An 18,841-nucleotide genomic window follows, 5' to 3' on the forward strand; every position below is an offset into this window, starting at 1 on the left:
CATTGACTTTAAGATGGATGCTTTGGCATCCATCTCTTAGTCTAAATGTGCTTCTTGATCAGAAAGCTTTTGAGTACGATATTTCGTGTCAATAAAGGCCCACACGTAAAATGCTAGCGTCGCAGCAAGTGCATAAGCAAAATATTCAAGCTTCAACGTGCCTTGAATTGTACCTTGCACAACAAGTGTCAGCATGAGAGCAAACATTGTGCTTAAAAAAACGACAGCATTGTTGTTCGCTTTAAGAGTATTAATGAAGACTTGCTTGTTGAAATGTAATGATAACATCTCCATCCCTCCTGATAATTCATGACAAATCTGAATGATTTAGTCGACTTTGTTTACATACTTGTACAGGGGATTGAAGAATAAAGCAAGTTTTTAACACTCTATTATGTAAATAAATTATGACATTAATATGACAAAAGTCGAAATATTTGAAATTAAGATACTACGTGAGCTAAGTGCTAGAATTATTTCGATAAATCGTGATGAGATGAATAGAGTTTCTTGTAATTCTTTAATCTATTTACTTTTTAGCATCTTGCAAAACAAATAAATAGTAGCAAAAGTCATTCCAAATCTGACTGATGAGGTCAAAGTTAAGGTGGGTAAGCAATAATAGTCTGTTGGATAAACGAGACAATTATTGATTACAGAACAAATACGGTTTGGGTAAAACAATATTTATTGATAAATCACCTGAATTTACTTCTTCAGTCTATCCAGCGTGTAGACAATGACAAATACAACTAAAGAAGGAATCAACCATGCTAAATTTTGTTCAGCCAATGGTAGATTGTTCATAAATGCTGGCAAGAAATGATCTAATTCTGCAACCTTAAGTCCATCAATAATACCGAATATGAAAGCAACCGCTGTAACAGGCGCAATGACGCGTGGAGCGGAATTAAAGAACTTCCACATAAATCCCATCATGATCACCACAATCGCTGGTGGGTAGATTGCACTTAATACAGGTACAGAGAAGGCGATTAACTTGGTTAAACCTAAGTTGGAAATGACAAATGAGAAACCAACAAGAATGAAAACCCATTTTTTGTAAGTAATCTTCGTGATTTGTGAGAAATATTCTGCACATGCACAAGTCAAACCAATTGCCGTAACCATGCATGCGATAAAAATCATCGCCCCTAGAAAATATGAGCCAAAGTCACCAAAGGCATGCTGAACATAGCCATGGAGAATAATGGCACCATTTGCAGCGTTAGGTGCAGCCTCGTGACTACTCAGTCCAAGTTTAAATAGGCTAATGTAAACCAGTGTAAGGCCAATACCTGAAATTAAACTTGCGATCACTGCATATTTGGTAATTAACTTTTGATCATTTACACCACGTGAACGTATCGCATTAATAATGACAATACCAAATACTAAAGCTCCTAAAGTGTCCATGGTTAAATAACCATTAACAAATCCTTCTGAAACAGGACTATTGATATAGTTTCCAATAGGTGCAGGGATATAATCTGCAGAAACTAAAAAGGCACTACCACCTAAAATGATCAAAGAGAGAATTTTGAGTGGAGATAAAACATAGCCGACAGTATCCAAAATTTTATTCGGATAAAGTGAGATTAACGTTACAAATGCAAAATAAATTGCACTGTAGATCAACAAGGTCGATGAAGACGTTCCAAAATAACTCGAAAAACCAATTTCAAAAGAAACTGTAGCTGTCCGAGGTGTCGCGAAAAGTGGTCCAACAGCAAGATAGCATGCTACGGTTAAGATTAAACTTGCAATCTTACCCAATGGAGAGCTTAAAAGTTGAATAGAGCCTTCAACACGCGATAGCGCAATGATCGTGATAACAGGAAGGCCAACAGCAGTAATTAAGAAGCCAAAAGCAGCTAACCAAACATGTTCACCCGCTTGTTGAGCAACAATAGGTGGGAAGATAATATTGCCTGCACCGATAAATAGTGCAAAGGTCATAAAACCTAAGGCAATAATGTCCCGTGTACGCAAATTGGTCATAAGGGAGATCGGTTCAAGAAAAAAGAAAGCGATTTTAGAGCAAATGTCAGTAAATAGGGAGGGCGGTCATCCATCGAATGGAATAGTAAAAAAGCAAGAAGCGAATAATTTTATTGGATGGGAAATTATGAGTTAAATTAAGTCTATGTATTTATAAAACTAATAAAATAAATTTATTTATTGAATTGAAATCAAGCAGAGCATAGATCTTGATTCGCAAAATAAAATAATGTACTGAATGGTTAAATAATAGTCGAAAATGATTGAGTTAAAGACAATCTATAGCGTTTGTGATCGAGAAATGAAAGTCCTATAATGAATCCTGAATTAAAAAGGGGTTCATCATGAAGGCAACAGCTGTCACCATTAAAACTGAACAAGATATTGAAAAACTAAGAATATCGGGTCGGCTTGCGGCACAAGTGCTAGCGATGATTGGTGATTATGTGAAGCCAGGTGTGAGTACTGAGTATCTTGATGATATCTGTAATGATTACATCGTCAATACACTCAAGGTGACGCCAGCAAATGTCGGTTATTACGGATATACAAAAACAACCTGTATTTCGAAAAATGAAGTTGTATGTCATGGTATCCCTGCTTCCAATATTATCTTAGAGGATGGAGACATCATTAATATTGATGTTGCAATCATCAAGGATGGTTATTTTGGTGATACCAGTCGAATGTACTATGTAGGTACAATTAAACCTGAAGCAAAAAAATTAGTCGATACGACTTATGAAGCGATGCTTGCAGGTATTAAAACGGTTAAACCTGGCGCGACACTAGGTGACGTGGGTCATGCTATTCAACAAGTTGCGCAACGCGAAGGTTTTACGATTGTACGTGAATATTGTGGTCACGGTATTGGAAAAACCTACCATGAGCAACCGAATGTATTGCATTACGGACAGCCTGGTCAGGGATTAGTATTAAGAAAAGGAATGGTGTTTACCATTGAGCCTATGGTGAATGCAGGCAAAGCCAAAGTTAAAGAATTAAAAGACGGATGGACAGTAGTTACAGCAGATAAATCTTGGTCTGCACAATGGGAACATATGGTTGCTGTGACTGATGAAGGATATGAATTATTGACACCTTGGCCTGAAGGTACGGGTGAATATCCTGTAATTTAATTCCCAAAAGCCTATTTTTTTAAATAGGCTTTTTAATTTGTATACGCATCAAATGATAAATAATAAATCCAATAACCAATCCCCAAAAAGCAGATCCAATGCCCAAAAACTGAACTCCAGATGCAGACATTAAAAAAGTGATTAAAGCAGCATCACGATCTAAATCTTCTTTAAATGCGATGCTGATGTTATGTCCAATCGTTGCAAAAAGTGCGATCGCCGCCAAAGTGGTGATCATTTCTCTAGGGAATGACAGTAATAATCCCGTTAGTGTCGCTGCAAAAATGCCCATAAAAATATAGAACACTCCACAAGCCATACCTGCAATATAGCGTTTAGCAGGGTCTTGATGAACTTGTTCATCAAGGCTCACAGCTGCACTAATTGCTGCGATATTGGTTGAAAATGCCCCGAACGGAGCGAATATTGCTTGAGCAATTCCTGTCCAACTTACTAATTGGTTGACATGAGGTTTGTAACCATAGGATCTGATCATTGCTAAACCAGGTAAATATTGTGAAGCCATATTAATGATCAAGAGGGGAATAGCTAAACCCAAAATACTTGACCAGTGAAATTCAGGCTGAATCCATACTGGATACGTCATTCCGTAGTGAATTTTGATTGCTGTGTATTCAAAGAAAAAAGGTGTGGCAATAATGCAAGCTAACAATGTAATGACAATGGAGTGGCGTGGTAATGCTTTTTTACTTATAAAATATGTACTGATCAAGATTAAAACATAGATCAATTGGTCTTGCATGACCGTAAATAATGAAATGCCAAATTTTAATAACACTCCAGCTAACATGGCGCTTGTAAGAGATTGCGGTAAAAATTCAAGAATTCTTTGAAATATTCCAAAAAAGCCCAATACAGCAGTCATAATTCCGCATATTAAAAATGCCCCTATCGCCTCATTCAAATTGTATCCTGAGCCTGTAGCGATAATCAGTGCTAGTCCTGCTGTTGACCATGATGTCGCAACTGGATATTTAAACTTCCAGCTTAAGATCAGTCCTGATAATCCTATACTCAAACCCAGTGCCCAAAACCATGAGCTAATCTGTGCTTGATTTGCACCTAATACTTGTCCAGCTTGAATAACCAGTACAGATGAAACGCTAATGCCGATTAAAAATGTAATAAAGCCAGCGAAAACAGCAGGTAGACTAAAATCTTTTTTTATTCTTGTTATCACGTTTTTGAGCATTTTTATATTATTTCCCTAATGAGTCTGTGATCTTAAGATTACATTGTTGATGTCGCAAGTTTGATTCCGAACAATCCAAATAAAATACCAATAGCGGCAACAGAAGCAGCAGCTACTTTATAATGCGTGTTGAAGTAATTTGAAATTTTGATACCTGTAAAGATCAACATACTTAAGTAGGCCATACTCATCAATTGTAAAATTACAGCAAGCATTAAAAAGCTTTGGGCTGGATAAGGATAAGCTGGATCTACAAATTGAACAAAAAAAGATAAAAAGAACAGTATTGCCTTTGGGTTAATTAGACTGATGAGTAATGCGGTACGAAAAGGATGAAATTTTTCTTGTTTTTGTTCAATAGAAACATTAGCTTGATCTTTACTTGGACGTTTCCAAGTTAAATAGGCTGCATATATTAAGCGGATACCTAAATAACTAAGATATAAAGCACCAATAATTTTTAGGGCGAAAAAAATCCAGGGAAATTGATGCAATAATGTTGCGGCACCTAAGACAGTTAGCAAAATAAGGATGCTATCTCCACACAAAATACCGAAAGCACCTTGATAGCCCACTTTTATGCCAAAGCGAGTCGCAATAGACATGACATAGAGCGAGTTAGGTCCAGGTAATAAAATAATAAGTAATGTACCTATTAAATAGGTTGGAAGATCAGTTATACCAAACACTCATTTATCTCTTAAAAATAATCGAGCTCCTAAGAGCTCGATTGAAAGAATGATGGATAGGTGCAATTAAGCTTTAATATCAGCATCTATGCCAAATGATTGTTTTAACAGAGAGCTGAGTTGATCTCTTGCCTTAATAAAGCCATCAATACCGCCTTGCAATAATTGCGATGCCATAAGATCTTTCTGAATTTGCGCTTTAAAATCTATTTCAGTGATTGGACTAAGCGATTCGATATTTGAGCTGTGTGCATTTGCATTTAACTGAACTTCAACTTGGCGATGATCTTGAGCCAACTCATCAAGTAAATTTGGTGATACAGTTAAGAGATCGCATCCAGCAAGTCCAAGAACCTGTTCTACGCTACGAAAGCTTGCACCCATAACTTCAGTTTTTACCTGATTTTGTTTGTAGAACTCGTAAATATGTTTAACGGATTGCACACCAGGATCTTGTTCAATTGGATAGTGATCCACATTTTCAGCTTTTTTATACCAATCGAGAATACGTCCTACAAATGGTGAAATTAACGTGACCTGAGCATCCGCACATGCTTTTGCTTGATGTAAACCAAACAACAAAGTTAAGTTGCAATGAATGCCTTCTGCTTCAAGAACCTTAGCAGCTTGAATACCTTCCCATGTTGAGGCGATTTTAATTAAAATTCGGTTTTGATCAACACCATAAGTCGCATAGAGTGCGAGTAATTCTTTAGCTTTAGCAATTGTCGCGGCTGTATCGTATGAAAGTGCTGCATCAACTTCCGTTGATACTCGACCTTTAACTACTTTTAGAATTTCCACACCTAATTTGACAGTCAGGATATCAATTGTTCTATCGATTAACTCATCTGACTGATAACCCTCTGACTTTGCTTGATCAAATGCAGCTTCAATCAGTTCTTTGTTTTCAGGGAATGAAGCTGCTGCCGTGATGAGTGAAGGGTTAGTGGTAGCATCCAATGGCTTAAATTTTTTTATAGCGTTTAAGTCACCTGTGTCTGCAACAATTGTAGTGAAGTTTTTTAATTGAGATAAAGCTGTTTCAGTCATTGCGATCTAATTCTTTGTTTCATTACTTATATCATCTTTATAACACATGATTATTTTGAAACATGCTACAAAAGTTTTAAATCAAGTTATTTTCCTACATTTTTCTTTTATTTCTGATGTGATGAATTAAAAATTGAGCAGCTTTTCCCAATGGTTGCTCTTTACTCCAAACCAGATCGATAAAATAATCAAATTTTGGAGTGAAATCTGAAAATCGTAGAACTTTAAGTTTTTTCTTTAATGTTGGTTGTTCGAAAAGCATTTCAGTGGGTAAAACTCCCCATCCAAGTCCTTGTGAAATTAATCTACATGCAGAATGGTGATTGTCTGTACGCCATGCATCTTTGGAGAAGAGTAATTCAGGCTTAATGTTCCGATCGCGACTAGCGACTACAATTTGACGACTTTGAAAAATTTCTTCATAGCTCACTTTTTGATTTTGGCACAGCGGATGATGAACAGATGCAACTGGAATTAAACTTTCTTTCATTAATTCCACGAATTGTTCATTCGCCTCAATATGTTCACGCTCAAACATCAATGCTAAATGTGCTTTACCCGTTAAAATCATTTGTTGAGCATCTTCTTGTGGTGCGCTGAATATATTGATTTGTAGTTGAGGAAATTGTTGTTCTAATAAAACAATATAATCAGTCCATCTACTATGCAGTAACTCAGATACCACCACAATATTTAATTCGGTTTCGATGCCGCTACTCAAACCAAATGCATGTTGTTTCCATTGATTCATTTCAATCAATAAATGATTAGTACGTTCATACAAAACTTTAGCTTGAAGTGTTGGCTGTGGTTCACGTCCTACTCTTTCAAACAGTTGAAGATTCAGATCAATCTCTAAATTGGAAATCGCCATACTGACAGCAGAGGGGACCTTGCCTAACTGACGTGCGGCTGCGGAAAAAGAACCTGTTTCTATCACAGTTTTAAAAACGACCAATTGTTCTTGATTAATATTCATATTTATTCTTTCAAAAATTTTGATAGATTCTAACTCGATCATTCAATATTATGAAAATAAAATGCGCGCATGAATAACAATGTTGATGAGTGAACGCATGTTTTTTTCAAAGAGAAGAATTATTCACGCAATAAGCTATGAAATCATTCTATTGGTGATCATCGCAATTTCTTTGAGTTTTATTTTTGAAGTTCCACTGGAGATTGCAGGTTCATTAGGTGGGATTATGGCTATACTTTCAGTGATCTGGAATATGATTTTCAATCATTATTTCGAAGAAATTGAAGCGCGCAATCAGTGGAAGCGTACTGTAAAAGTTCGTATATTGCATGCGCTAGGATTTGAAGGTGGCTTGATGTTAGTGACCATTCCAATTGTAGCATATATGATGGGTATGACGCTTATACAAGCTTTTATCGTCGACTTAGCTTTGACGCTTAGTATTCTGGTGTATACGTTTATATTTCAATGGTTCTATGATGGGATCGAGGCTAAACTGGGTTATGCGCCTGAGACTTTAAATCATTAAAATTTATAACAAAAAAGCCCCTCAATCGAGGGGCTTTTTTGTTAAGAACATCAAATTATTTTTCAATAATTGCCGTTACACCTTGACCACCTGCAGCACAGATCGACACAAGTACACGACCTGAACCTTTTTCATTTAAAATTTTTGCAGCAGTTGCGATAATACGTCCACCTGTTGCGGCAAATGGGTGACCCGCAGCCAACGAAGAGCCTTTAACGTTTAACTTCGCACGATCAATTGAACCTAAAGGCGCATCTAAGCCTAGACGTTCTTTACAGAATTTAGGATCTTCCCAAGCTTTTAATGTAGAAAGAACTTGAGATGCAAATGCTTCATGAATTTCATAGTAGTCAAAATCTTGAAGTTTTAAATTAGCACGCTCGAGCATACGTGGAACTGCGTAAGCAGGAGCCATTAACAAACCTTCTTTTTTACCAATGAAATCTACAGCAGCAGTTTCAGAGAAACTTAAATACGCTAAAATTTCGTGACCATTTGCTTTAGCCCATTCTTCTGATGCTAATAATACACAAGAAGCACCATCGGTAAGTGGAGTAGAGTTACCAGCAGTCATTGTACGAGCATCACCTTTACCAAACGCTGGCTTAAGTTTTGCAAGCTTTTCTACAGTTGAATCAGGACGTAAGTTGTTGTCGCGCTCAAGGCCAAGGAATGGCGTCATTAAATCGTCAAAGAATCCTGCTTCATAAGCTGCAGCCATTTTCTGATGAGACGATGCAGCAAGTTCATCTTGAGCTTCACGAGAAATGCCCCACTCAAGTGTTGTGATCGCTTGGTGATCGCCCATAGATAAGCCAGTACGAGGTTCACCATTTTTAGGAGCATCTAGCAAATCTTTTACGTTAATTTTAGTTAACGCTTTAAGACGATCTTTACCTGTTTTTGCAACGTTGAGTTCTAAGAGGGCTTTACGTAATCCATCACCAAATGCGATAGGAGCATCTGAAGTGGTATCTACTCCACCTGCAATACCCACCTCAATTTGACCTAATGCAATTTTGTTCGCTACGAGGAAAGCAGCTTGAAGCCCAGTACCACAAGCTTGTTGGATATCGTAAGCTGGAGTCTCAGGTGCAAGCTCTGTGCTTAACACACATTCACGCGTCATATTGAAATCACGGCTGTGTTTTAGTACAGCACCAGCAACGACTTCACCCAGACGTTGACCTTGAAGATTAAAACGCTCAACTAGACCATTCAATGCTGCTGTAAGCATATCCGTATTTGTGGCTGTGAAATAAGCACCATTAGAACGTGCGAAAGGAATACGATTACCACCGATAATTGCAACACGGCGTACAGTATTTTGAGTCATAGTTTTTTCCTGTTCAGCGGAAGATTGAGTCGTAGTTGCTGAAGTTTGATTTTCAGCTTTAGTTTTATTTGTTGCTGCTGTTTTTTTGCGAGTCGTCGACGTACGAGGGCGAGTCGCTTTTGGAGTATTTGCGTTGTTGGCACTGTTTGCATTACCACTACTCGCATTTGAACGAGCTTTTGATGTATTTGACACAGCCGCTTTCGCAGAATTCTCAGTTGTTGGATTTTCTTGAGTTGTTTTGCTCATAAGGCTTTTCCAAGCATATTTGGGATATTCTTGAGTGCTACATTAGCATAATCGCTAAGAGGTCGTATTGACTAAAATGACATTTAGCAATGCTTTCAGGTCAAGACATACATAGAGTAACTCAAGTATTATTTAACTGAAACGCAGGGATCGATTAATTTACTAAGTATCAGAGTTTGAACTGAACTTCATCTACATCATAGATCCTTCAAAAAATTATTCTATCGAGAGATCATATTCATGACTGACCAATATCAAGCTTTTGCAAAATCTCCAATTGGTAAATTTGTCATCAAAAATTTAGGTTTACCATCTCCAATTCACTTAGATCGCTTTGAATCAGCAACGCCTGTTGTTCAAGGCGCTGTTTTATTCGGTTCTGCGTCTAAAAGTCTTTTTAATGGTGAAATTGCGCAAGTTCTGAGTAATATTCATGCCAACAGCTATGCGGGAAACAATGCTGAGTTACAACAAGCTGCAGCTAAAGTAGGGTTGAACTTAGGTGCGTTTAATGAAGGCGATAAAGAGTCGAAATTCAAAGCAGTTGTGTTTGATGCTTCGGGTATTCAGGACTCTGAACAGTTAATTGAATTGTATAAATTCTTTAATCCAATTGCTCGCCAAATTCAAACTTCAGGTCGTGTAGTCGTCGTTGGCTTGACACCAGAATCAGCACCTACAGTGAAACAAGCGATTGCTCAACGTGCATTAGAAGGTTTCGTGAAATCTGTAGGTAAAGAATTTAAGAAAGGTATTGCTGCACAATTGGTTTATGTAGATCAAGATGCTGCTTTAAATCTTGAATCTACACTTCGTTTTGTACTTTCTCCGCGCTCAGCGTATGTATCAGGTCAAGTCATTCGTGTTTCAAAAGCAAATGTTGTTGATGTTGATTGGACTAAACCACTTGCGGGCAAAACTGCAGTGGTCACAGGTGCAAGTCGTGGTATTGGTGAAGCGATTGCGCATGTTTTGTCGCGTGATGGTGCTCATGTCATTTGCTTAGATGTACCACAACAACAAGCAGATCTTGATCGTGTTGCGAGTGAAATTGGTGGATCGACTTTAGCGATTGATATCACTGCACCAGATGCTGGAGAAAAAATCAAAGCTGCAGCGGCTGCTCAAGGCGGGCTAGATGTGATTGTCCATAATGCCGGTATTACACGTGATAAAACGCTTGCTAATATGAAGCCAGAGCTTTGGGATCTTGTGATTAACATTAACTTATCTGCGATTGAGCGTGTGAATGAATATTTGTTGTCTAATGAAGGCATCAATGAAAATGGTCGCATCGTTTGCGTATCTTCGATTTCAGGTATTGCGGGTAACCTCGGTCAAACGAACTACGCAGCTTCTAAAGCTGGTGTGATTGGTTTAGTGAAATTTACAGCACCAATTTTGAAAAATGGTGTAACGATTAATGCTGTTGCTCCTGGATTTATTGAAACTCAAATGACAGCAGCGATTCCATTCGCAATTCGTGAAGCGGGTCGCCGTATGAATTCGATGAGTCAAGGTGGTCAACCAGTTGATGTGGCTGAAACAATCGCATTATTTGCTTCATCTGCTTCAACGGGGCTGAATGGAAACATTGTACGTGTGTGCGGTCAAAGTTTATTAGGTGCTTAAGCTTTAGTGGTCATAGATTGTTAAATGAAAGAGAGTAATGTTCAGGCATTGCTCTCTTTATTGCTCGTATGATTTGTTATGATCGTTTTGTTGAGCTGCAAACTGTAAATTTTTTATAAAGATAAATGGGAATTTTTAACATGAAAACACGTCACTTTAGTCAATTGCCAAAAGCTTATTTAGCTTATCCTAAAGTCATTAAAGGTTTAATTTTTAAAAAACCGAAAGGCGAAAAGACACTTCCACAAGTGGATTACATCGTTGATGAATATCGTGTTGATCATGACCATTTAAAATCTTATAACGAAATTTGTGGTTATAAGAATAATGGATATGTACCATCGACTTACTTGGCAGTCATTTCTCAAAGTTTGCAGATGCAAATGATGACACAAGAACCTTTCCCATTTGCTTTGCTGGGTTTGGTTCATATTCGTAATCAAGTTAAGCAGTATCGCAAAATTGGAGTGAATGAAACTATCACGCTATCATGCCAATTTGGTGAGTTAAAACCACATGACAAAGGTTTGCAATTTGACTTCATTACGACTGCAAAAGTAGGAAATGATGTAGTGATGGAAGGTTTAACGACCTATCTTTCTCGTCAAAAAACAAATACTTCATCCGCTTCAAAGGCGAAAGAAGATCAGTTGCCTGAATTTAAATCACAGGGTAATTGGAAAGTCGCTGAAAACACGGGGCGTCGCTATGCGCTCGTTTCAGGTGATTTTAACCTTATTCATATTCATGCAGTTACAGCGAAAGCATTTGGTTTTAAACAAGCGATTGCGCATGGCATGTGGAGTAAAGCTAAAGCATTAGCAAGTATTAGTTTACCGGATGCTTATGATGCTGATGTTTATTTTAAGTTGCCTATGTTTTTACCATCTGAGGTTGAATTTTTAACGGGTGAGCGAGATCAAGCGACATATTTGTTAGTTCGTAATGCAAAATCACAAAAACCTCATGTTTCTGGTGTTGTGAAACCACTTTAATCGATGCTCTAGGCCTAACATGTTTGTTAGGCTTTTTTATAACTATAAATCAAGGATAGAAGATGAAAATTCTAAAAGATTTAATTTACGCTGACACACATAATTATAAGGGTATCGTTCACCATCAGTTTGCAGATTTGGCACATTTATTTAGTCGTTTACAAGACTCTCGTACTGAACAAGGTGGTGCATCATTGGCTGTATATTATGGTCAAGAAAAAGTGGTTGATATTTATGTTGGAAAAAAGTCTTCGAGTGAAGAGTGGTCAGAAGACACGATGGCGATGTGCTATTCCACCGGAAAAGGGATCTTAGCGACTTTGTCGCATATTCTAGTGAGTGAAGGGAAATTAGACTATCGTCAACCCATAGCTGATTATTGGCCAGAATTTGCTGAACATGGAAAATCTAATATTACTTTGGCTGACGTATTGAGTCACCGTAGTGGTTTATATGATGTTAGAAATGTCATTGCTCAAGCATCTGAAATGGCAGACTGGGATCACATGCTCAATGTGATGGCTAGCGCGACACCACGTTTTAAACCCAATTCAAATTATGCATATCAAGCACTTACGTATGGCTGGTTATTAGGAGGGCTGATTGAAAAAGCGACTCAGCAAAATCTTTCTGAGCTGATGAATCAATATTTAGTAGAACCACTTCAATTAGATGGTGCCTATTTTGGTGTCCCTCAGGATCAACTTTCAAGAATAGCCAAACCTCTAGAAAAAACAAATATTGAAAGAAAGTCATCAACTACTCAAGTTGCACAACAAAAGAAGAAAAAACAGAAAGTTTCATTTTCGGATCGTATCATTCAATATTCTGGTCAAAATCCTGATGATTTTATAGATGCAATGATTCCAAAGGGAATGAAGGGTTTTAGCTTTTTTGATGATCGTGTTCTGACTCAACCCATTCCTGCTGCTAATGGTGTATTTACAGCCAGAAGTTTAGCGAAAATCTATGCCATGATGGCGCACTATGGTCAGTTCGAATCAAGACAATTTATCAAGCCACTTGTATTCAAACAACTTTCGCAAATTCAAAGTTATGATCGAGACAAGGTGATGCCAATACCTATGCATTGGCGTTTGGGTTATCACAGAGTTATCACGCTCGGTAAAAGTGCAAAAAATGGTTTTGGTCATATGGGCTACAACGGATCAGGAGCTTGGTGTGATCCTGAAAGAAAATTAAGTTTTGCCTATACTCATAATTATCCTGTTGGGTCAATTACAGGGGATTATCGTTTGTGGAGTTTATCGCAAGAGGCATTGAGATGTGTGGATCACATTAATAATGGTAAAAAGGGATGGTTTTAACATTTACAAAGGGGAGTTTGTATTTATAATGTACACTAACTTTAACTAAAATAAACAAATAGTGACATGATGAATAAAAAAATTACCTTTTTACTAATGGGTTGTTTGATGAGTGGTGTTGTGGCAAGTACAGTACTTACACCAAACCAAAATCAGCAAAGCGGGCAGATTCCGAGCGGTTATGCTGAATTAGAATTTAAATTAGGTGATGGAAATTGGACGAAGCAAATCTATCTGCCAAACAATCCAAAAAATAATGACAAGATTAGAATTTCTTCATCGGCGGGATATACGGCATATCTAGATACTTCCAATATAGATATTCCACTTGAATCAATTCAAATCAATAGAGGAAACACATTCGACTTTATTTATAGTGAATCTTTAAAAAAATGGCGAATCAACAGTACACCTAGTGCCATTGTCGATAATTCAAGTGTACAAAATATTATATCTAATCAACAAATAATACAGCGAGTTCATCTAAAAGATGGCGCTTGGGCAAAGAAAATAGTATTGCCGATCGATGTAACTAACAATACGGTAATGTTGATTGAATCTGATGCAGGCTGGGATTCATCAATTGATACAACAAATCTTCTTTTTTCGAGTAATTTTAATTTAAAAAAAGGAGATCGCTATTGGTTTGTATTTAATCAAAAACTAAAAAAATGGGTTCCTGAATATATCAAGCCGAGGCAAATAAATGTTAGTTCAGTGGGTACTCAGTTAAATAAAACCGATAGCCCTTTAACTGAAATTATTTTTGGTGATGGAAACTGGGTGTCACAATTCACGTTACCAAGTTCAGCATATGACCGTGATCGTGTGATCGTGAAGTCGACTGCAACATGGGAAGCTACTATTTCAAATCAGAATATCAATACCTCAGCAACTTTAAAACTAAATAGAGGTGATCGATATGAATTTATGTTTGTAAAAGAATTAGCGAAGTGGATTTTAGTTTCTGCACCAGAAGGTGTGATACAAGCGAAAGATTTAAATAATCAAAAAGTTCCTGATCCTAAACAACCAGTGACACGTGTTAAGTTGGCAAATGGAAATTGGCAATCAGTAATTAATTTACCTGATCGTGCTCAAATCAATGACAAGATAATCATAAGTTCTGGAGCGGCGTGGAGCAGCACAATTCAGGCATCCAATAATTTACGACAAACGATTCAAACTGGTGAAACACAACGTTTTGTCTATACATCTCAAGGATGGCAAGCTGATAGTGCAACGATTGACATGCTTTTGGTGAGTAGTCCTGCTGTTGCAGAGAAATTAGGTGCAAATGCAGCGAAAATTAGATTGATTGAAGGCTTTGACCTAACCAATGTGTCTGCAGAAAATTCAAATGCCAAGTTTTATCTACGCAACGTTGGTTATCTGCAATATAAAACACCAGGTTCTAAAACATTAAACAATGTCCTTGATATTGGTCGTGTGGACAAAGTTATTCAGAATGAGCGTAATCGCTTAAAAGCTGATGCTATATATTATGAAGGTGATGAAGAGGGCTGTGGTTTAGCGTACTTACTTGTAAACCCTAACTCCAATTATATGATCGGTAGTGGAAGTATTAACTGTGGAATCACGGTTTTACGACATGAATTCGGTCATAATATGGGGGTTAATCATCATGATACCGCTGGGCCAGCACGTGGTTTGGAGCATCCTTTGGGTAGTACGATTATGGGAGGTAATAGTATCTCTTATTTCTCAAGCCCAGATTTATTCCATCCAAAGTATGGATACCAATTAGGGGGTACGAATGATCGTGATGCTGTCACTATGATTAATAAAAATGCTAAAGCAGTGTCGCTATTCAAATAATTTATGAAAGTAATTTATATTTTATTGGGTGTAGCAGTTTTTGTGACTGCTACATTTACGTTATATCTAAAACCCGAAAAAGACAAACCATCTGCAAGCTTACAGCAGCATCAAGTTGAAAATGAACTGGGTCAAAATGTTTATGCTCATGACGAACGCCTTAAAAATAAGAATGAGTCATCGAGTTCTCATTTGATGCCTGAGCTTATGCCTGTACTAGAACAAAATGTTGAACGGCATATGATTCTTCCAGAAAGTTTTCAGCATCGGGCTGACACGGGTTATTTATTTAAGTTTAGCCCTGATCAAGTGGCGAGCATGAAAGAGGGCAGTAAATTTCCCTTGAAACTTTTGCAATTTGGTATCAATCGTGTGGCCGAAATTACTGAGATTGAACAAGTTGAGGATGGAATTGTGAGATATAAGGGGCAATTTGAGGATTATCCTGCTGATCTAAACTATTTTACGATTACTCAAAGTATTGAAGATCAATATGCAATTATTAAAGTTTATACAGATAAAGGGTCATATTTTGCTGAAGTAATTAAAGGGATTGGACTCGCTTACCCTGATCAAGTTTTACATGATGATGGGGTTCACGTGCACCAACATACGCATTGATTCATATGCAGACTTGAGATATGGTAATTTTCACAAAATTGTTAAAATTGATTTGTGATTATGCGCCGTAGTACTGTCATCCCATTCGTTTTGATATCGTCGATTCATATGGCTTCTTGCGATCAGTCTACGCAATCAAATCAACTCTTGAAACAGAATGATTCAATAAAAAATCAAGTAACACCTCAATATATTGGTTTGTATCAAGGTACTACGCCATGTATGGGGTGTTTTTCGCGTTGTGAGGATTGTCCTGGTATGGCTGTTGATTTACAACTTAACGCAGACCAAACGTATGTGTTGTCACGATTAAGTCTAAGCGGTCATAACCAAGCAGAAGAAATCAAAGGTCAGTTCAAATTCATTAATACTGAAAAGTCTTTGATTCAATTAAACGGTGTCCCAACTAGAAATATCATTCTTGTCGATTTGGTCAACAAAATGCTAGAAATTCGTATCGATGGGACTGGTGAGGAATACGAAAATTTTGATGATTTTAGTTTGAATTTAACAGGTTAAATTTTCCCAAGAAAAAAGAGTTGGGTTTAAATTGTTTTTTGAATGTATGAATGATCTGTAACGCATTCACTCTTGCCAAAAAAAACAGTATGCTTAGTCCTGTAATTAGGGAGCATTCATGTATCAGGTTCTTGCGCGTAAATATCGTCCACGTAATTTTTTAGAATTGGTTGGTCAAAACCATGTGTCGCGTGCATTAACCAGTGCTTTAGAGCGTGGTCGACTGCATCATGCTTATCTTTTTACGGGGACGCGTGGCGTTGGTAAAACAACGATTGCAAGGATTCTTGCTAAATGTCTGAACTGTGAAACAGGTGTAACATCTACACCGTGTGAAGTATGCCCAACGTGTACCGCAGTCAATGAAGGTCGATTTATAGACTTAATTGAAATTGACGCAGCATCCCGAACCAAAGTTGAGGATACACGAGAATTATTGGATAACGTACCTTATGCACCAACGCAAGGTCGTTTTAAAGTGTATCTCATTGATGAAGTACACATGCTGTCCACACATTCATTCAATGCTTTACTCAAGACACTTGAAGAACCGCCTGAACATGTCAAATTTTTATTTGCGACGACAGATCCTCAAAAACTTCCAATTACGGTTATTTCACGTTGTTTGCAATTTACTTTGCGCCCATTGGCGGTTGATGAAATCACTTCACATCTCACACAAATTTTAACTAAAGAATCAATTAATGCGGAAGCTGATGCGATTTGGCAGATCGCTGAGTCAGCACAAGGTTCTTTACGTGATGCACTGTCGCTAACAGATCAAGCAATTGCATATGGGCAAGGTGCGATTCACCACCAAGATGTGAAAGAAATGCTGGGTTTGATTGATCGCACGATTATTTTCGACCTTATTTTGGCGATACATCAAAATCAACGTGCTAAAGTCAGTGCTTTATTACTCCAATTCCGTCAACAAGCACTTGATGTTTCTTTGGTGTTGGATCAACTCATTTCAACTTTACATGAGTTGGCTTTACTCCAATATTTACCAGACTTGAGTTTAAAATATAGTGCTGAGATTAATCAGAAAATTATGCAGCTTTCGAGCATGATTTCTGCTCAAGATCTACAATTGTATTATCAAATCGCATGTAAAGGTCGTGCTGAATTACAAATTGCAGTGACTCAAGAGCAAGGCTTTGAAATGTGTGTGCTCAGGTTGTTGGCATTCCGCCCGATGGCGAATAATGAGCAGCTGACCACTCAAGCACCTCCAGAACAATCAAATGTCTTAAAAGAAGCTGAAAATTTCAATCAGATTTCGACAGAGAATTCAGAATCTATATCGGCTGATCATCAAGAAGCAGGATCGAAAATCAGTTCGCCTGAGAATAATACGAGTTCGATTCAGCGTAGTCGTGATGTAAAAGATGAGGAAAATACGGATCTAATCTTATTTCAGCAGATGATGGCATCTGATGATGAGGCTGTTCCTACGGAGTCAGTTCATCCTGAAAAATCTGAATCTGAAAGCTTGCATTCAACAGAATTAAATCATGCGGATGATGTCGGTCAGTCTGTATCTGTTGAAGTGAAACAAGAGAATTTAACCAACTCTGTGGTAGGCAGTGGGGAGATTGAGCTGACTTCATTTGGAGCAAGCTTTAATTCAGAGCCTGTTGAATCTTCTATTGTTGATCAAGACAATATTTTCTTTTTAGAGCCTAAGCCAAATGAACATTCTGCTGAAAGCGCTGAATTGTCAGTTCAAGAAGAAGGATCATCGAATGGCACTCATTGCCCAAGTCTAGATCTACCCGATGAGAATAAAATTGTTGTCACAGATGTTGGCTTAAAAGGTTTAATGCCTCAAGATATTCTTAAACTTGAGCCTGTCGAATTGGTAGGTGAATGGGATACTCAAAAGTGGGAATACTGGTTCAGAAATAGTCCATTAACACCTGCGGTACAAGAATTAGCACAACAAGGTCTTATGCAAGGTCAAATTGATGGGACATGTGAATTCTATATCCCTGCAAAATACGAAGCTTTATTGCACTCACTCATTCCGAGTTTAGAAGCAGCACTCAAGCAATCATTTTCAAAATCTCAATTAATCGTAAAATACAACGAACCAAACGGTGAAACGCCTTTCGATCTGCAGGAAAAGCGTAAGCAAAAGGCATATCGACGTGCTGAAGAATTGATTCATCAAGAACCCGTCGTGGAAGACTTATTAAAAACTTTCGGCGGTGAGCTACATAATATTCAGCTTAAGTCTTAAGTTTAGTTGTCATAAACGTAGTTAAGGCTTCACGTATTGAGTTTGGTAATTCAATATTTTTACGAGAGTCACGGTTGACAAATACATGCACAAAATAACCTTGAGCAGCTGGCTCTGATTGATTTTTCTTAAATATTGAAATGCTATACGTCACTGAAGATCGTCCAATCTTTTCGATAGCGACAGCAACATCAATCACTTCGGGGTAGGATAGTTCAGAAAAATATGTACATTTTGATTCAACAACGAGTCCAATGATAGGCGAAGTTTTAAAGTCAAATAGTGCGTGTTGAATAAGTAGCGCATTTGCGGCGGTGTCAAAGTAGCTGTAATAAGTGACGTTATTGACATGCCCATACACGTCATTATCAGCCCAACGGGTTTGGATGGGAAAAAAGAATTTATAGTCTGCTCTAGTTTTTTTTGAAATAGTTGTCATATTTTATTCAGAAAGTTGATTAAAGATTTCGAGTC

General features: G+C 37.6%; 17 protein-coding genes. 9 read left to right on the forward strand and 8 right to left on the reverse strand.

The window, feature by feature from the left end; genetic code table 11:
• Nucleotides 1-36: 36 nt before the first annotated feature.
• Together AC1M85_RS06300 and brnQ are read right to left on the reverse strand one after the other, a co-directional pair.
• Nucleotides 37-288, reverse strand: coding sequence for a hypothetical protein (locus tag AC1M85_RS06300; protein ID WP_035266079.1), 252 nt, complete (start codon nt 286-288; stop codon nt 37-39).
• A 420-nt stretch (nt 289-708) separates the two neighbouring features.
• The gene (gene brnQ, locus AC1M85_RS06305) at nt 709-2,001 is read right to left on the reverse strand and encodes a branched-chain amino acid transport system II carrier protein (protein WP_481589302.1); all 1,293 of its coding nucleotides are present in this window, start codon (nt 1,999-2,001) and stop codon (nt 709-711) included.
• A 344-nt stretch (nt 2,002-2,345) separates the two neighbouring features.
• Between brnQ and map the strand changes: the two genes are divergently transcribed.
• Nucleotides 2,346-3,140: a type I methionyl aminopeptidase gene (gene map, locus AC1M85_RS06310; protein WP_481592105.1), complete on the forward strand. Its 795-nt coding sequence runs from the start codon at nt 2,346-2,348 to the stop codon at nt 3,138-3,140.
• 19 nt (nt 3,141-3,159) lie between these two features.
• Here the strand turns inward: map and AC1M85_RS06315 are convergent, their stop codons facing one another.
• The 4 genes from AC1M85_RS06315 to aceR all read right to left on the reverse strand — a co-directional run bounded on the left by AC1M85_RS06315 (nt 3,160) and on the right by aceR (nt 7,074).
• Nucleotides 3,160-4,338, reverse strand: coding sequence for a benzoate/H(+) symporter BenE family transporter (locus AC1M85_RS06315; protein ID WP_488213857.1), 1,179 nt, complete (start codon nt 4,336-4,338; stop codon nt 3,160-3,162).
• Between the two features lie 53 nt (nt 4,339-4,391).
• Nucleotides 4,392-5,042, reverse strand: a complete 651-nt coding sequence (gene leuE, locus AC1M85_RS06320) for a leucine efflux protein LeuE (RefSeq protein WP_488213768.1) — start codon at nt 5,040-5,042, stop codon at nt 4,392-4,394.
• A gap of 66 nt (nt 5,043-5,108) precedes the next feature.
• Entirely contained in the window at nt 5,109-6,095 is a 987-nt protein-coding gene (gene tal / locus AC1M85_RS06325) for a transaldolase (protein WP_481594870.1), read from the reverse strand.
• A 94-nt stretch (nt 6,096-6,189) separates the two neighbouring features.
• A complete protein-coding gene (gene aceR / locus AC1M85_RS06330; protein ID WP_488213769.1) occupies nt 6,190-7,074 on the reverse strand; it encodes an HTH-type transcriptional regulator AceR in 885 nt (294 codons plus the stop codon).
• 97 nt (nt 7,075-7,171) lie between these two features.
• Here aceR and aceI point away from each other — a divergent pair, with 97 nt between their 5' ends.
• Nucleotides 7,172-7,603 (forward strand): chlorhexidine efflux PACE transporter AceI, encoded by a 432-nt coding sequence (gene aceI / locus AC1M85_RS06335; protein ID WP_488213770.1) that lies wholly within the window; start codon nt 7,172-7,174, stop codon nt 7,601-7,603.
• A 55-nt stretch (nt 7,604-7,658) separates the two neighbouring features.
• Here aceI and AC1M85_RS06340 read toward each other — a convergent pair whose 3' ends face one another.
• Entirely contained in the window at nt 7,659-9,188 is a 1,530-nt protein-coding gene (locus AC1M85_RS06340) for an acetyl-CoA C-acetyltransferase (protein WP_092767787.1), read from the reverse strand.
• A 240-nt stretch (nt 9,189-9,428) separates the two neighbouring features.
• Here AC1M85_RS06340 and AC1M85_RS06345 point away from each other — a divergent pair, with 240 nt between their 5' ends.
• The 7 genes from AC1M85_RS06345 (at nt 9,429) to dnaX (ending at nt 18,367) form a co-directional block, all read left to right on the forward strand.
• The gene (locus AC1M85_RS06345; protein ID WP_092767789.1) at nt 9,429-10,820 is read left to right on the forward strand and encodes a 3-oxoacyl-ACP reductase; all 1,392 of its coding nucleotides are present in this window, start codon (nt 9,429-9,431) and stop codon (nt 10,818-10,820) included.
• 140 nt (nt 10,821-10,960) lie between these two features.
• Nucleotides 10,961-11,815 carry a MaoC family dehydratase gene (locus AC1M85_RS06350; protein ID WP_488213771.1) on the forward strand — a complete coding sequence of 285 codons (855 nt, stop codon included), beginning with the start codon at nt 10,961-10,963 and terminating at the stop codon, nt 11,813-11,815.
• A 68-nt stretch (nt 11,816-11,883) separates the two neighbouring features.
• Nucleotides 11,884-13,143: a serine hydrolase domain-containing protein gene (locus AC1M85_RS06355; protein ID WP_228143123.1), complete on the forward strand. Its 1,260-nt coding sequence runs from the start codon at nt 11,884-11,886 to the stop codon at nt 13,141-13,143.
• 69 nt (nt 13,144-13,212) lie between these two features.
• Nucleotides 13,213-14,982: a metalloendopeptidase CpaA gene (gene cpaA, locus AC1M85_RS06360; protein ID WP_488213772.1), complete on the forward strand. Its 1,770-nt coding sequence runs from the start codon at nt 13,213-13,215 to the stop codon at nt 14,980-14,982.
• Nucleotides 14,983-14,985: 3 nt separating this feature from the next.
• Nucleotides 14,986-15,603 carry a metalloprotease secretion chaperone CpaB gene (gene cpaB / locus AC1M85_RS06365; RefSeq protein ID WP_092767795.1) on the forward strand — a complete coding sequence of 206 codons (618 nt, stop codon included), beginning with the start codon at nt 14,986-14,988 and terminating at the stop codon, nt 15,601-15,603.
• Between the two features lie 60 nt (nt 15,604-15,663).
• Nucleotides 15,664-16,122 (forward strand): copper resistance protein NlpE N-terminal domain-containing protein, encoded by a 459-nt coding sequence (locus tag AC1M85_RS06370; RefSeq protein ID WP_481592111.1) that lies wholly within the window; start codon nt 15,664-15,666, stop codon nt 16,120-16,122.
• Nucleotides 16,123-16,240: 118 nt separating this feature from the next.
• On the forward strand, nt 16,241-18,367 hold the full coding sequence (gene dnaX, locus AC1M85_RS06375; RefSeq protein ID WP_488213773.1) for a DNA polymerase III subunit gamma/tau: 2,127 nt from the start codon (nt 16,241-16,243) through the stop codon (nt 18,365-18,367).
• Here the strand turns inward: dnaX and AC1M85_RS06380 are convergent.
• Nucleotides 18,357-18,806, reverse strand: coding sequence for an acyl-CoA thioesterase (locus tag AC1M85_RS06380; protein WP_488213774.1), 450 nt, complete (start codon nt 18,804-18,806; stop codon nt 18,357-18,359). The genes dnaX and AC1M85_RS06380 overlap by 11 nt on opposite strands.
• Between the last annotated feature and the right edge of the window lie 35 nt (nt 18,807-18,841).

Source organism: Acinetobacter sp. 24-47-64 (genome assembly GCF_057737055.1).

Coding starts and splice junctions, on each gene's coding strand:
- tal (WP_481594870.1), bottom strand. CDS start 6,095: ATGACTGAAACAGCTTTATCTCAATTAAAAAACTTCACTACAATTGTT.
- brnQ (WP_481589302.1), bottom strand. CDS start 2,001: ATGACCAATTTGCGTACACGGGACATTATTGCCTTAGGTTTTATGACC.
- AC1M85_RS06350 (WP_488213771.1), top strand. CDS start 10,961: ATGAAAACACGTCACTTTAGTCAATTGCCAAAAGCTTATTTAGCTTAT.
- AC1M85_RS06380 (WP_488213774.1), bottom strand. CDS start 18,806: ATGACAACTATTTCAAAAAAAACTAGAGCAGACTATAAATTCTTTTTT.
- aceR (WP_488213769.1), bottom strand. CDS start 7,074: ATGAATATTAATCAAGAACAATTGGTCGTTTTTAAAACTGTGATAGAA.
- AC1M85_RS06370 (WP_481592111.1), top strand. CDS start 15,664: ATGCGCCGTAGTACTGTCATCCCATTCGTTTTGATATCGTCGATTCAT.
- dnaX (WP_488213773.1), top strand. CDS start 16,241: ATGTATCAGGTTCTTGCGCGTAAATATCGTCCACGTAATTTTTTAGAA.
- AC1M85_RS06345 (WP_092767789.1), top strand. CDS start 9,429: ATGACTGACCAATATCAAGCTTTTGCAAAATCTCCAATTGGTAAATTT.
- cpaB (WP_092767795.1), top strand. CDS start 14,986: ATGAAAGTAATTTATATTTTATTGGGTGTAGCAGTTTTTGTGACTGCT.
- AC1M85_RS06300 (WP_035266079.1), bottom strand. CDS start 288: ATGTTATCATTACATTTCAACAAGCAAGTCTTCATTAATACTCTTAAA.
- AC1M85_RS06340 (WP_092767787.1), bottom strand. CDS start 9,188: ATGAGCAAAACAACTCAAGAAAATCCAACAACTGAGAATTCTGCGAAA.
- aceI (WP_488213770.1), top strand. CDS start 7,172: ATGTTTTTTTCAAAGAGAAGAATTATTCACGCAATAAGCTATGAAATC.
- map (WP_481592105.1), top strand. CDS start 2,346: ATGAAGGCAACAGCTGTCACCATTAAAACTGAACAAGATATTGAAAAA.
- cpaA (WP_488213772.1), top strand. CDS start 13,213: ATGAATAAAAAAATTACCTTTTTACTAATGGGTTGTTTGATGAGTGGT.